This window comes from Jeotgalibacillus haloalkalitolerans (genome assembly GCF_034427455.1).
In the GTDB taxonomy this organism is placed as follows: Bacteria; Bacillota; Bacilli; order Bacillales; family Jeotgalibacillaceae; genus Jeotgalibacillus; species Jeotgalibacillus haloalkalitolerans.
Genome location: NZ_JAXQNN010000004.1, coordinates 194,043 through 208,454 on the forward strand (window position 1 = coordinate 194,043; position 14,412 = coordinate 208,454).

The window sequence follows — 14,412 nt, forward strand, 5'->3', positions numbered from 1 at the left end:
CTTTTTGAAGAAAAATTAATCCGCTAGCCGCCTATCAGCATATACACTGATAAAAACATAATGGATCCAAGAACAACAACCATGACATCCGCCCCAAGGAATGCAAGCACAAATGCAGCCGCAGCCCCGGCAATGCCAAACCAGATATCATCAGGCTGGATAAATAGAATGCCGGGAAAAATCAGTGCACCGAGCACTGCATACGGAATATTTTTCAGCACTCCCTGAAAAAACGGAGGCAGCTCCTTCCCTTCAAGCACAGTCAGTGGCAATACACGCGGGATATACGTCACAATTGCCATTCCAATAATAATGAGGACCATATTCATCTGATCTCAGCTCCCTTCCTGAGACCCGTCATCACTTCAACTGACATGGCAGAGATCAGTGTTGATGCAGCAATTGCCCAGCCTGTATCCAGCAGTCCCGTCATTGTAAATACGCTGTTCAATACAGCAGCAAGACCTGCTAAGTACACAACCTTCATTTCTTTTTTTAGTGAAGGAACAAGAAGACCGACAAACATGGCATAAAGCGCAATTGACATAGCCTGCTGCAGGAATTCAGGAAGACTTGCACCGATGACATGTCCAATCCCGGTGTTTACAACCCAGCTTCCATACGCAATCAGCATAACACCTAATGCAAAGCCGGTTGATGTCTTCCCTTCTCTTGTCGCAATCACAGTAAAGGTTTCATCAGTCAGACCAAATGCATAAATTGATTTTTTCGCCCGTGTTTCAGGCTCCATCTTTTCATTTAAAGAAGCCGACATTAAAAAATGACGGATATTCACGATAAATGTATTAAAGATAATGACTGCAGCACCTGCTCCGGCTGCGATAAGTGATAATGATATATATTGCGCTGCCCCTGCAAACACGAGCAGACTCATTAAGACTGATTCAAATAATGTCAGCCCTGTTGTTTTTGCAAGCAGCCCAAAAGTAAGTGCAACCGGTAAATAACCGACAGCTATACTGATGCCTGCTTTTATACCCGCTTTAAAGCCTGATTTCTGTTCGCTGACTGCGGCCATTTGCATGCATATCCCTCCTTTTTCAGACAAAACGTTTATACACAATAAAATCATTTTACTATATTTAACTCACACGCACAGCCTGAAAAATTCTATTGCCGAAATAAAATAAAAAAGAGCAGGTTTCCCCACTCCCATTAATTATTTCCCCTTAAACACCGGCTTCCTTTTTTCAGAAAAAGCAATCAGCGCCTCTACTCTGTCTTCAGTCGGTATTGTGATCTCATATGCTTTTCTCTCAATCTTTAATCCCGTCTGAAGATCCGCATTCATCCCCGCTTTGATCGCGTATTTTGCCTGCTGAAGGGCGATTGGTCCATTTGCAAGCATTGCTTCAGCGAGTATGGTCACTTCATCATGTAATGACTCTTTTGCGACAGCTTTTGTCAGCAGGCCATACTCATAGGCATCTGCTCCTGTGAACCTTTTTGCCGTTAGAATTAACTCCATTGCCTTTGCTTCTCCAATAATCCGCGGAAGCCGCTGCGTTCCTCCTGCGCCCGGGATAATTGCCAGACTTGTTTCAGTCAGCCCCATTTTCACTTCCGCATCAGCTACCCTGAAATCACAAGCCAGCGCAAGTTCCATCCCGCCACCAAAAGCGTGCCCGTTGATCTCAGCAATTACAGGCTGAGGAAGTGCTTCAATCGCACTGAAGACTTCCCCGATTTTATAAATATTCCGCTTCACCTGCTGTTCAGTCAGCGTCTTTCGTTCCTTCAGATCCGCTCCGACACTGAATGCTTTATCCCCTGCACCACGGATCACCACGACTCTGACATCAGGGTTAATCCGGAGTGCTTCTGCTGTCTGCCCAAGTTCTGTCAGCATCTGATAGTTAAATGCATTCATTGCTTCCGGACGGTTTAATGTAATGGCTGCTATACCGTTTTTCTGTTCAAGTTTGATCGTTTCCATGACTGAATCCTCCTCATAATATGTAAGCACTTTCATTTACATATTGTAGCATCTGTAACCCTTTCTTGCACATTCACAGCCGTTTAGATTTAAGCCCGCGTGGTAAACTGTAATTAGCTGAGCGAAGGCATGAGAGAAGGTGTTTGTGACGAAAAAAGTAGCTGCTTACCGCATTTATAAAATTGTAACAATGGCTGTTAAGTTTTTTCTGCAGGTGTATTTTTTCAACCGCAGATACCGCGGAAGGTGGGATCCTTCTGTTGAGAAGAAATGGTCAGACCTTGCCGGCAAACAGGCCCGGGAATACAAGCAGACAGCATTAAAGCTGGAAGGTCTCATGATAAAAGTCGGTCAATTCCTGTCAACAAGAGCTGATATTATGCCCCGCTCATTTATCATTGAACTCGAAGGCTTAACAGACCGCGTCCCTCCAGTCCCATGGGAAAAAGCAAAGCAGGTCATTGAGGATGAATGGAATACTGATTATGGCAATATGGTGCATAAAATTTCAGAAAAACCTGTAGCTTCAGCTTCAATCGGGGATGTTTATCATGCCTGGCTACACAACGGTGATTCTGTTGCCATTAAAGTCCAGCGTCCAGGCATTGATTACATTATCCGGACTGATTTCAAAGCATTAAAAATCGTCATCTGGCTCGCGAAGAAGTTTACGAAGTTCGGTAAGCAGGCAGATCTGAATGCATTGTACAGCGAAATGGTTAATGTCATTGGTGATGAACTGAACTTCAAAAAAGAACTGCAAAACGGCGTGGCTTTCGGGGAACGTTTTAAAGATACTGAAGGCGTGATTGTCCCGAGATATTACGAAGAGTATACAACCCGCCGCGTACTCGTGATGGAATGGATTGAAGGTTCTAAAATTACTGACCTCTCATTCCTCGATAAGCATGGTCTTAATCGTGAGGATCTTGCAGAGAGACTGCTCCTGTTATTTGTTGATCAGCTGCTGAACGAAGGAATGTTTCACGCGGATCCGCACGGCGGCAATATTTTAATAAAATCAGACGGCACGATCGTCCTCATTGACTTCGGAATGGTGGGGGTTATCCGGAAGAATGATGCGGAAGCCGTTCAGCGTGCGGTAGAAGGCGTGATTTTCGAGCGCTACGGAGAAGTTGTCGGAGCGCTTGAGGATATGAAGTTTCTTCTTCCTTCTGCAGATAAAGATATTTTAGAAGAGATTGTTGAGCGGGTCGTTGCAGTGTATAAAAGTGGCGATTGGCAGGACGGAGAAAGTCTGATGATGGAAAAGCTGCTCGAAGACGTTCAGGACATTGTGAGAACCCAGCCGATTCAGCTGCCGACTGAATTTGCATTCTTCGGCAGAGCCCTTTCCACATTTACAGGCGTTATCTATACCATTTATCCGGAAGCTGACTTTATTGAAATGGCACGTCCAACCATTGTCCGCTGGGCATCCGACCGCGGCGGTGAAGGTGATACGTGGCAGACGGTACTGAGAACCATTCAGCCTTACCTTTCCGCCCCGTCAAAGCTGCTGGATGCCATTGAAGAACCAAAGCGCTACAGAAGATCCATGGAAGCTTTCCGCAAAAAAGACAGCCGGATGAAAGATCTTGCCGACAGACGCAGAGAAACCGTGTACTTCACACTTGTTCCCTTTATTGCCCTTCACGGTGCCGTCTTTCTTGAGGAATGGCTGATTGCCGGCGGTGCCGGTGTGATCACTTTATTCGGCCTGCTGCGGGTAAGGGCTTTATCTAAAAAAATTCAGACAGACTATGAGGAGTGAATCATATGATGGAAGAACCGAACGTGGAACGTGAACGTAAAGGCACAAAAGGACCTTTTGAGGCAAAGCTTGAAGGGCTTGAAGATGGTTACAGAATCACGGTGCGTGGAGATAAAGATAAAATCCAGCAGCAGAGACAGGTCAAGCTTTCGTTTATTGAGTTTTTAAGAAAAGCAGATGTCGCAGGTTATCCGATTTTGTTTCCTTTTAATCTGCTGCTGAGATTTTTTTCGGGGTACAAGAAGCCGAATATGTAAGGCAGTTGTTGGAACGCTCCGTCCGGGATGGGCGGGGTGTTTTTGTTTGGGTTGTTGCGGATCAGGGGGTTGTGGATGAGCGGCTGGCTTATGAAGAGCGATTATTGCGTCAGCTTTTGATTATTTCGCTCAGCAATCCGGATGATTCCATCACCTTTTGGATTAATTCGTTCAAGGCCATTTATCTGCTGCGGAATTCAGTCACCTTTTATTTTTTTCGCTCACCTTTCAGATTAATTCAATCACCTTTCAACTTATTCCGGCGCGCAGATTTTTCAGCCCGGACAACAAGAAAAAGAGACAGGCTTCCCTGTCTCCTCCCATGCACGACCAGTTTTAAGACTGCTTCACCTGATCACGCAGCGCTCTTCTCAAAATTTTACCCGTTGTATTCTTCGGCAATTCGTCGATAAACTCAATCACAGTAGGCACTTTATATTTCGCAAGCTTTTCAGCACAGAATGCCAGCAGTTGATCTTTCGTGACAGACTCATCTTTTAATACTACATATGCATGGACTGCTTCACCAAAATTTGGATCAGGCACGCCGACTACTGCCGCTTCTACAACAGCTTCATGTGCATATAGCACTTCTTCCACCTCACGCGGATAAACGTTGTATCCACCGACAATGACCATGTCCTTTTTACGGTCAACAATATAGAAATAGCCTTCCTCATCCTGCTTTGCGAGGTCTCCTGTATATAACCAGCCGTCGCGGATTGTCACTTCTGTTTCTTCAGGCATCTTGTAGTAGCCTTTCATCACATTCGGACCCCTGACGATCAGTTCGCCGACCTCTCCAACAGGCAATTCTTCACCAAGTTCGTTTACAATTTTATTTTCAACGTTTGTAATTGATGTGCCGATTGATCCGGCTTTGCGTTCACGGTCAAGCGGATTAAAGCATGTAACCGGTGCAGCTTCAGATAGACCATACCCCTCTGATACTTTGACATTAAATTTGTTTTCAAAGTTTTCAAGAAGTGCAACAGGCATTGAAGCCCCTCCTGAAATACACAGACGTATACTTTCAAAGCTGCTGCCTTCCGCTTCCGGATATTGCAGCAGGAAGTTATACATTGTCGGCACACCGGCAAAAACAGTGGCTTTATATTTCGTCACAACATCAAATACATCTTTCGGGCTGAACCTTGGTACGATCAGCATGGTGCCACCGTTGATCAAAGGTGCATTCAAAACAACCGTCAATGCAAATACATGAAACATCGGAAGCGTAGTAACGACACGGTCTTCACCTGTAATGTTCAGGTATTCTGCTACGTCCTTCGCATTTGAATAAACGTTTTTATGCGTCAGCATGGCACCCTTTGGTTTACCGGTTGTGCCCGAAGTATAAAGAATGATTGCTGTATCATCTTCTCCAAGTTCAGGTCCATTAAATACCGGCTGCTGAGTTCCGATAGCCTGTGTAAAAGCAATGACTTTTCCTTTTACTGCATCAGGCAGCGCTGCAAGCTTCTCAGCCGTTCCCTGTTCAGTTTCACAGACAACATAATGCTCAACAGAAGGCAGTGCTGCATGTGCTCTTTCAATCAGTGGCAGCAGAAGGTCCAGTGCAACAATCGCTTTTACATCACCGTCGCGGATAATATAGGCAATCTCATCCGGTGTATAAATTGGATTAATCGGAATTACCGTTGCCCCTGTTCTGAGTGCTGCATACATGGCAATGACAAAATGCGGCGAATTGCCGAGCAGTAATCCTACATGATCCCCTTTTTTAATGCCGATACTGTCAAAGTAGTTTGCCATCTTATTCACGGCGCCATTCAGTTCTGCATATGTAGCTGACTGATCTAAAAAATGATAGGCAGTCTTACCGGCATGCTGCTCTGCAGTCTCCTGTAAACGATCTGATAAATTCAACCAATCCATCCCCTTTTACGTTTGGTTAGTTCTTCGCCACTTGTGAATGAACAGTCATTCATTTTACTCCACAAAGAAGCGAATATTCAAACTAATTATAACGGAGTGAAGTGATGTAATCAAGATAACGCTTTCATTGAATATAAAAAAGACTGGACAATTTATGTCTCAGTCTCTTTAGCCGGCTCACTGCGCTTCAGGCGGACGCTTTCCGGACGGTTGTTGCTGAGCCTCCTCGGCTTCGCCTGTGGGGTCTCAGCTTCCAACTAATCGTCCCGGAGTCGCCGCCTTACGCTTCGATCGCCTAGATATAGTTATATTAGTAAGTAAGCTCCAATAAACTTAATCCTATTTTATTCAAAACATTTAATACAACAAATCAATAAACTCTTCCCGATCCACATTTCCAAAATAATGCTTCAGATCCACATCTTCAAGCGCTTTATCAATCTCTGCGCGCTCGTAACGTGTACCGATCAGCTTCTGCTCCACTTCGCTCACATCGCCTACACCAAAGAAGTCTCCGTAGATTTTGCAGTTTTCAATGCTGCCTTTTTCTACGTCAAGACGTACGTCGATGCTGCCGACCGGGAATCTGTGTGAGTGCTGAAGGTTGAACTTTGGAGATTTCCCGAAGTTCCACTCCCACTGCTGGTAGCGCTGTTCAGACAGCTCATGGATCTTTTTCCAGTCTTCTTCAGTCAGTACATACTCTTTAATTTCTTCTTCACTTCCGAAAATGTGACGCAGAATCAGCTGCTTGAACTCTTCAATCGTTACTTTTTCTTCAAGGAATTCAGAGATGTTTGCTACGCGGCTTCTGATTGATTTGATCCCTTTTGATTCAATCTTGTCTTTTCTGACTTTAAGTGAAGACACGACGTTATCGATTTCTGAATCAAACATGAGCGTACCGTGGCTGAACATTCTTCCTTTTGTAGAAAACTGGGCGTTACCCGAGATCTTTCTTTCTCCGACAAGCAGATCGTTTCTTCCTTTCAGCTCTGCGGGAACTCCAATTTGTTTCAGTGCATCTACAACCGGCTCAGTGAACTTCTGGAAGTTGTGAAAGCTTTCGCCGTCGTCTTTTGTGATAAAGCTGAAGTTCAGGTTACCAAGGTCATGATACACAGCCCCTCCACCTGAAAGTCTGCGAACGACCTGGATATTATTTTTTTCAACGTAGTCTGTATTAATTTCTTCTATTGTATTCTGATTTTTCCCTATGATGATAGATGGCTTATTAATATAGAATAATAGATAGGATTCCTCTTCAACATTTAAGTTTTTCAGTGCGTATTCTTCAATCGCAAGGTTAATTTTTGGATCTGTAATGCCTTTATTATCGATAAATAACATGTGATTTTCCTCCCTGGTATGTAATCGTTAAGCCTGATGATGCCAGCAGTGCTTCGCCGCTGTAAATTTCCTGCGCTTCTTCAAGCAGCTGGTTCAGATCGCCGAAATGTGGCAGATGGCTCAAGATCAATGTTTTTACTCCCGCCCTGTGCGCGATCTCTGCAGCTTCAGTACTGGTCATGTGCCCTGCACCTGATGCATCCATCCCCTTATAAAAGTTAGACTCGGCAATCAGCAGGTCCGCATCTTTTGCAAAAGGAACAAATGAGTCCTGGTAAGCAGAGTCCGCTGTAAATACCATCGTACCTGACTGACTCTCAATCCGTACAGCATAACACGGCACCGGATGGGTTGTTTTTAAAAAGGTGATTGTAAAAGGGCCGATTTCAAGTGACTGTTCAGGATCATAAGGCTCACTGCTCATCTGTTCCTTATATGCAAGCATCTCAAAGCCCTGCCTGTCTTCAGTATGTCCGAAAGCTTTTACGTTGAAATCTTTATTTTGTAAAAAGTGCTGAATTAAAAGCGCATGATGAAGCACACCAATATCAGCTGTATGATCTGCATGATAATGAGTAATCAGCATGGCATCAAGTTCTTCCGGCGCAATATAACGCTGAAGCTGTGCTAGTACACCACTGCCACAATCAAGTAACAGCTTGTAATTGTCTTCTTCAATTAAATAGCCGGTACTCGCTTCTCCTTCAGCGGGATAGCCTCCCCAAAAACCCACAACGGTTACCTGCATGACAAAAGCCTCCTCTAATGCGTTTTCTACCTCTTACTATACTTCAAAAAAATTTTCTTTTCACTTATATTCTTTTTTTCAGAATATTCCTTGACTTTTATTCAACTGTTATAATACAATACATATAACAACAAATTAGTACTATAACAAAACATAAAAGAGAGGCTGATGAACATGCTTGAAAACGTAATGGAATTTTTCAGAAATCTACCGCCAAAGAAATGTGCATCTTGTGGAGAACATATGGAAGAGCAGGCTGAAGCTTACACAACTGTATGTAATAAATGTGCAGGAACACAATAAAAAAAGCGCCGATCGGCGCTTTTTTTATTGTTGTATATAATTTAGTGCTTTATATGCTGCTGCTTCACCCTGGTCAATACAATCGGGCAGTCCGATTCCATCATAGGATGCCCCTGCAAGATATACACCCGGATAACTTTTCTCAAGTCCGGCTCTGACATCAGCCATTCTCTCTCTGTGACCGACTGTATACTGAGGCATTGCCTTTTTCCAGCGTGTAACGATTGTAAATTCAGGAGTGTTTTTTACCTTGATGATTTTGTTCAGATCATCTATCACAATTTTTTCAATTTGATCATCAGACAGATCCACGACTGTTTCATCCCCTGCACGGCCAACGTAGCATCTGAGCAGTACTTTGCCATCAGGTACCGTATGAGGCCATTTCCGGTGTGTCCAGGTACATGCTGTAATGGTGTAGTCACTGTTCCTTGACACTACAAACCCCGTACCGTCCAGAATATCCTCTACATCACCCTGATCAAAGGCCATTGCTACGGTTGCAACAGATGTAGCCGGCACCTCTTCGATCTGATTCATCAGTCCGGATTCCGAGAACACAGCACCAGCTGTAAAGTGAGGCACAGTGAAAATGACTGAGTCAGCTTCAATTTCGGCTCCACTGTTCAAAGTTAGTGTATATCGTTCACCACGGCTGATTGATTCAACTTTTGTACCCTTCAGAATCTCACAATCTGATAACAATGTTTCCAGTTTCACAACAAGTGATTCAAGACCTGAAGACAGCGTCAAAAACATACTTTGCTTTTTATCACCGGGCTTTCTTTTTGCAGCCGGAGACGTCTTTTTCATTCCCGCAATCAGACTTTTGTGATCCTGTTCAAGCTTGCCATATTGCGGGAAAGTTGACTGAAGACTGATCTGATCGATGTCCCCTGCATAAATCCCTGATAAAAGAGGTTCAATCAGGTTTTCCACAACCTCATTTCCAAGTCTTCTTCTGAAAAACGTTCCTAGAGACTGGTCCTGCTGATGATTTGATTTAGGAAGCACAAAATCTCCTGCAGCTCTCAGCTTACCAGTCAGCGAAATCAGATCTGTAATCAAAAAAGGTCTAATTTGAGTGGGAATCCCCATAATTGCGCCGCCTGGCATCGGGTGCAGCTTATCATTCACCAGAATAAATGCCTGACCTGTTGCATTTGGAACAAGTTTGTCATCAAGGCCAACGTCTTTGATCAGTCGTCCCATGCTTTTCTTACGCTCAAGAAATGAGTCAGGACCACGTTCAATCACAAACCCATCCTTGACGACCGTCTGGATTTTACCGCCGAGACGGTGGTTTGCCTCAATGATTGTAATGTCTGCATCCAGCTGCTCGTTATTTATTTTTTCCTGTGCCCGGTATGCAGCGGCAAGACCTGTGATCCCGCCGCCTACAATAACAATTTTCCGCTTTGACTGTGTCACAGTAATCATCACTTTCTGTAAACTGGATTTTCAATAAAATTGAATATCAATTATCCTAATGTCTTCATTACTTTATCGACCATTGCGTCAATAAATAATGGCTGTGTGTTCGGCATTTCAGGACGGAAGTAGTCAGCTCCGATTTCATCTGTCACAACTTTACATTCGTAGTCGTTGTCATAAAGTACTTCCAGGTGGTCAGATACGAATCCTACTGGTGTGTAGACAAATGCTGTGTAACCGTGCTGTTCGTGCAGATCCTTTGTGAGATCCTGAACGTCCGGTCCGATCCATGGATCAGGTGTGTTTCCTTCACTCTGCCAGCCGATTTCGTAATTTTTAACGCCTGCCTGCTGTGCAATCAGGTCCGCAGTTTCCTTCAGCTGGTCAGGGTATGGGTCGCCGCCTGCAAGGATTTTTTCAGGTAAGCTGTGTGCAGAGACAATCAGTACTGCTTTTTCACGCTGCTCATCTGTCATGCCATCAAAAGTTTCTTTTACTTTTTCAGACCAGTACTGAATGAATTTCGGCTCATCGTACCAGCTTTCAATAGAAGTAATAGACGGTCCGCCGATTTCTTCAGAGCGGTCTTTGGCACGCTTGTTGTAAGATTTTACGCTGTAAGATGAGAAGTGTGGTGCAAGAACGATTGATACAGCTTCTTCAATCCCATCTTTTTTCATTTCATCCACCGCATCCTCTACAAACGGCTCAATATGTTTCAGACCAAGATACATTACAAATTCAATGTCATCCTGCGCTTCATTCAAGCGTGCAGTCAGGGCATTGGCCTGCTCTTCTGTGATACGTGCCAGCGGTGAAATCCCGCCAATCGCATTGTAACGGTCTCTCAGGTCTTCAAGTAACTCTTCAGACGGCTTTCTGCCGCGTCTGATATGTGTGTAATAACGCTCAAGATCGTCTTCTGAATATGGTGTACCATAAGCCATCACAAGAAGTCCCATTTTTTTCTTTGACATTTCTACTCCACCTCATTAGCTAAATTTGTGCTTCTCTTCTTTTGTAGCAAACAAACCTGTAAGCTACCATTTATCTGCTTTATCAATGTGTTAGCGGGCAGTATATTCCTGTACAAATGCTGTCAGCTTTTTCAATGTGTCAGGCTGTACTTCAGGGAATACCCCGTGACCAAGGTTAAAGATATGTCCCGGGTGCTTCATGCCAGCATCTAAAATTGGCTTTACATGCTTTTCAATGATATCCCAGTCGCAAAGTAACAGTGATGGATCCAGGTTACCCTGAACTGTTTTAGTTACGCCTTTTGCACGTGCTTCTTCTATTGATAATCTCCAGTCGAGGCCGACGACATCAAGCGGCAGGTCGTTCCAGTCTTTTGCCAGATGCGCTGCACCGACACCATGCATGATCAGCGGGATGTTAAGCTCTTTTAAAGCTGCAAAGATTTTTTCCATATGCGGTTTAATATAAGTGCGGTAATCCTGAACATTTAATGTCCCAACCCATGAATCAAACAGCTGAATCGTTCCCGCTCCCGCTTTCACCTGAGCAGTAGTATAACGGATCGTTGTTTCAGCAAGCTTGTCCATTAATGCATGCCATGCAACCGGCTCCTGATACATAAATGCTTTTGTCTTATGATAATTTCTTGAAGGGCCGCCTTCGATCATATAACTCGCAAGTGTAAACGGCGCACCGCCAAAGCCGATCAGCGGAACGTTCAATTGTTCAGTTGTCAGTAATTTAATCGTATCAAGCACGTAAGGAACATCCTCTTCCGGCTCAATCATCCCAAGCTTTTCAATATCCTGAACAGACTTGATCGGATTATGAATGACAGGACCAATGCCTGATTTGATTTCCACATCAACACCGATTGCAGGAAGCGGCGTCATAATGTCTTTATATAGGACTGCTGCGTCAACGCCATAGTTTTCGACCGGCAGTCTTGTCACATAGGCACAAAGCTCCGGCTGAAGCGTAATTTCGAATAAAGAATACTTCTCTTTAATTGCGCGGTATTCAGGCTGGGAGCGCCCCGCCTGTCTCATATACCAGACAGGAGTGTGCGTGACTTTCTCTCCTCTTGCTGCCTTTAAAAACGTATCGTTAAATGAACTCATAATGAGTGTGATCCACCTTTCAAATGTGCTATTTCTTTTACATTAATCTGCTAAATTTCTTCGCTCATGATATCCGTTTTTAACTATAGTCCTTTTCTATAACAGTGTATACCACACACAGGTAAATGTCATAAAATCTCCTCTTTTCTCCTGCCGGAAAAGCGTTTGGAGTGGTTAACAGGGGTGAAAAAGGGTATAAATAGTATTGTAGTCAGCGTATGAATGAAGACGAACCATAATTGAAAATGAATGTCTGAGGAGGAATTGTGATGAAGAAGATTTACATGACTTTTGGGACGCCTGACTTTTTACATAAGTTTCAGGAGGAAAACCCGAACGAAACAATGATTCAGATGCTGGGAGAAGATACCGCCCTGCTTGTACATGAAACAGAAGGCGAAACACTTTTTAATCAGCCGAGAAAATATGAAGTATTCGATGGATCAGGTCAGCTGACAGAGAATGGCTTTTTTGTATTCAACAATATTCCTGTATCAGATGAAGGCAGACCGGTATTTGAACACCGCTTCAAAAACCGTGCAGGACTAATTGAAGAAGAGCCTGGTTTTATCGCGATCCGCGTATTAAGACCAGTTGATTCAGATACGTATGTAGTCCTTACCCAGTGGGACGACGAACAATCATTCAAAGACTGGCAAACATCGCAGTCATACAATAAAGCACACGCTAAACGCGGCACGTCTGAAGGAATCGACCATCAGAAGTCAATCTTCCCGCGCTCGTCATTTGTGACGAAGTATGTGGGACAGACAGAACATTAATGTGACAGAGAAAGACCACGCTGGCAGTTGAGCGTGGTCTTTCTCTTATTTATGTAAGCGGCAAAGCGGGGACGGAGTTAAATGTGCTGCTTTAAAATCTCTCTAAGAACGAACCACTCACCCCTACTCCCTCAACAGCCCCTTGCGATTCGCATAAATCGCAGCCTGCGTGCGGTCACTCAGCTCAAGTTTACTTAGCACATTACTCACATGTGTTTTCACTGTTTTAATCCCTATGTATAATTCATCTGCAATTTCCTGATTTGTCAGCCCGTCTCCGAGACATTTGAGTACATCCATTTCCCTTTCTGTCAGGTCCTCGTGAAGCACTCTTTCTTTCGTTCTGAATCGGTTCATCAGTTTACTGGCGACCTGCTGCTCAATAACAGACTCACCCCGTGCTGCTTTATACACTGTATCGAGTATCTGGGTAGCAGAGGAGGTTTTCAGTATATAACTGTGCGCCCCTGCTTCAAGTGCGGGAAATACCTGTTCGTCATCGTAATAACTTGTCAGAATAATAATTTTTGTCTCAGGGAGAAATGCCATGATCTCACGTGTTGCATCAATACCTGTTCCACCCTCCATCAGAAGGTCCATTAAAATCACGTGCGGTTTTGTTTTTTCAGCCAGTACTGCCGCTTCTTTCCCGTTCACGGCTTCCCCTACAAATTCGATTCCCGGTTCAGTCAGCAAATAGGATTTGATGCCAAGTCTGACCATTTCATGATCATCAACAATCATGACCTTTACTTTTGTCACCTTACTCTCCCCCTTCCACGATCGGAATTCTGATTTTAATATACGTTCCTTCACCAGCTTTTGAACGCAATTCAAACTGGCCGCCAATTTCCTCACAGCGCTCTTTCATCGTCTGTAAACCGTATGAAGTCCACTTTTTGTCTGTTACGTCAAAACCATCTCCATTGTCACCGACAAAAAGGTAGAAAGATGACCCCTTCACTTCAGTTCTGATTGTAATTTCAGTAGCATTCGCGTGGCGGAGGATATTGGAAACAGCCTCCTGTACAACTCTGAATAAATGTTCATCCGCACTCTCAGGAATCTTTCCCATCTGGTCAAGCTGCACAAAAAATGTAATCGGGGTTTTCTGTTCAAGTTCCGATGCAAGTTTTTCAAGCCCTGTAGAAAGTGATTCCCCTTTTAGATCAACAGGTCTCAGGTGTAAAAGAAGTGCCCTCATTTCACCCTGTGCTTTCTCTGCAATTTCCGCAGCCTGCCTGACAAGCTTTCCTGCTTCATCCTGATTTGTTTCAAGCATGCGTACTGAAGCAGATGACAGCATATTTAACGCAAAAAGCTGTTGACTAACTGAATCATGGAGATCTCTTGCCAACCGCTGGCGTTCTTCAATAACCGCAGCCTGCTGAGCCTGTTTTTCAAGGGATAATCTCTCACTTGAGATCCGCTGCAAGGATTTTGTTTGTTCATTCATGTTAACTGAGAGTTCATTCAATGCATCTTCCAGAACGGAGATATCATCTGTTTCAGTGATCTCCATGGTTTCACCAACTTTCCCTGAAGCAAGTCTTGCAACGAATGCCGTCATTTCATGAATGCGCTGCCGCATAATTTTGCCTGAGCGAATTCCGATATAGATGGACATTGCAAAAAATACGGCTGATGTAATGCCTACAACGACAAGTGAAGCAGCAGTATTCAGAAAAGGAGCTGGAGTAAGAAAAATGTATAATTGCAAAATCGTAAACAGCAGAATCGCACCATACAGGGTGAATCTGAGATATTGCAAAATGAACCAGTGATTAAGACTCGCTACTCTGATCATGG

15 protein-coding genes are annotated in these 14,412 nt (G+C 44.0%); 4 read left to right on the forward strand and 11 right to left on the reverse strand.

Features of this window, described 5'->3' with window-relative positions; translation table 11 throughout:
* Positions 1–23 precede the first annotated feature (23 nt).
* From UFB30_RS12470 to UFB30_RS12480, 3 genes are all read right to left on the reverse strand, one after another.
* Entirely contained in the window at positions 24–329 is a 306-nt protein-coding gene (locus tag UFB30_RS12470; protein WP_322422026.1) for an AzlD domain-containing protein, read from the reverse strand.
* Positions 326–1,045 carry an AzlC family ABC transporter permease gene (locus UFB30_RS12475; protein WP_322422027.1) on the reverse strand — a complete coding sequence of 240 codons (720 nt, stop codon included), beginning with the start codon at positions 1,043–1,045 and terminating at the stop codon, positions 326–328. Before UFB30_RS12475 ends, UFB30_RS12470 begins: the two co-directional genes overlap by 4 nt.
* Positions 1,046–1,180: 135 nt before the next feature.
* Positions 1,181–1,957, reverse strand: coding sequence for an enoyl-CoA hydratase-related protein (locus UFB30_RS12480; RefSeq protein ID WP_322422028.1), 777 nt, complete (start codon positions 1,955–1,957; stop codon positions 1,181–1,183).
* 145 nt (positions 1,958–2,102) lie between these two features.
* Between UFB30_RS12480 and UFB30_RS12485 the strand changes: the two genes are divergently transcribed.
* A complete protein-coding gene (locus UFB30_RS12485; protein WP_322422029.1) occupies positions 2,103–3,731 on the forward strand; it encodes an ABC1 kinase family protein in 1,629 nt (542 codons plus the stop codon).
* A 5-nt stretch (positions 3,732–3,736) separates the two neighbouring features.
* Positions 3,737–3,988, forward strand: a complete 252-nt coding sequence (locus tag UFB30_RS12490) for a hypothetical protein (protein ID WP_322422030.1) — start codon at positions 3,737–3,739, stop codon at positions 3,986–3,988.
* Positions 3,989–4,324: 336 nt separating this feature from the next.
* Here UFB30_RS12490 and UFB30_RS12495 read toward each other — a convergent pair whose 3' ends face one another.
* The 3 genes from UFB30_RS12495 to UFB30_RS12505 form a co-directional block, all read right to left on the reverse strand.
* On the reverse strand, positions 4,325–5,878 hold the full coding sequence (locus UFB30_RS12495; RefSeq protein ID WP_322422031.1) for a fatty acid--CoA ligase family protein: 1,554 nt from the start codon (positions 5,876–5,878) through the stop codon (positions 4,325–4,327).
* A 366-nt stretch (positions 5,879–6,244) separates the two neighbouring features.
* Positions 6,245–7,237: a lipoate--protein ligase gene (lplA, locus tag UFB30_RS12500; RefSeq protein WP_322422032.1), complete on the reverse strand. Its 993-nt coding sequence runs from the start codon at positions 7,235–7,237 to the stop codon at positions 6,245–6,247.
* Positions 7,221–7,985: an MBL fold metallo-hydrolase gene (locus UFB30_RS12505; protein WP_322422033.1), complete on the reverse strand. Its 765-nt coding sequence runs from the start codon at positions 7,983–7,985 to the stop codon at positions 7,221–7,223. Before UFB30_RS12505 ends, lplA begins: the two co-directional genes overlap by 17 nt.
* Positions 7,986–8,159: 174 nt before the next feature.
* On the opposite strand from UFB30_RS12505, the gene yhfH reads away from it, so the two are divergent.
* Complete coding sequence (gene yhfH / locus UFB30_RS12510; protein ID WP_322422112.1) at positions 8,160–8,288, forward strand: protein YhfH; 129 nt, start codon at positions 8,160–8,162, stop codon at positions 8,286–8,288.
* A gap of 24 nt (positions 8,289–8,312) precedes the next feature.
* Here yhfH and hemY read toward each other — a convergent pair whose 3' ends face one another.
* The 3 genes from hemY to hemE form a co-directional block, all read right to left on the reverse strand.
* Positions 8,313–9,719, reverse strand: coding sequence for a protoporphyrinogen oxidase (gene hemY / locus UFB30_RS12515; RefSeq protein WP_322422034.1), 1,407 nt, complete (start codon positions 9,717–9,719; stop codon positions 8,313–8,315).
* Between the two features lie 50 nt (positions 9,720–9,769).
* Positions 9,770–10,699 (reverse strand): ferrochelatase, encoded by a 930-nt coding sequence (gene hemH / locus UFB30_RS12520; protein ID WP_322422035.1) that lies wholly within the window; start codon positions 10,697–10,699, stop codon positions 9,770–9,772.
* Positions 10,700–10,789: 90 nt separating this feature from the next.
* Positions 10,790–11,821: a uroporphyrinogen decarboxylase gene (gene hemE, locus UFB30_RS12525; protein ID WP_322422036.1), complete on the reverse strand. Its 1,032-nt coding sequence runs from the start codon at positions 11,819–11,821 to the stop codon at positions 10,790–10,792.
* Positions 11,822–12,090: 269 nt separating this feature from the next.
* Between hemE and UFB30_RS12530 the strand changes: the two genes are divergently transcribed.
* Positions 12,091–12,603 (forward strand): antibiotic biosynthesis monooxygenase family protein, encoded by a 513-nt coding sequence (locus UFB30_RS12530; RefSeq protein WP_322422037.1) that lies wholly within the window; start codon positions 12,091–12,093, stop codon positions 12,601–12,603.
* Positions 12,604–12,726: 123 nt separating this feature from the next.
* On the opposite strand, the gene UFB30_RS12535 is transcribed toward UFB30_RS12530, so the two are convergent.
* Together UFB30_RS12535 and UFB30_RS12540 are read right to left on the reverse strand one after the other, a co-directional pair.
* On the reverse strand, positions 12,727–13,347 hold the full coding sequence (locus UFB30_RS12535; RefSeq protein WP_435390892.1) for a response regulator: 621 nt from the start codon (positions 13,345–13,347) through the stop codon (positions 12,727–12,729).
* A 19-nt stretch (positions 13,348–13,366) separates the two neighbouring features.
* A complete protein-coding gene (locus tag UFB30_RS12540; protein ID WP_322422039.1) occupies positions 13,367–14,410 on the reverse strand; it encodes a sensor histidine kinase in 1,044 nt (347 codons plus the stop codon).
* Between the last annotated feature and the right edge of the window lie 2 nt (positions 14,411–14,412).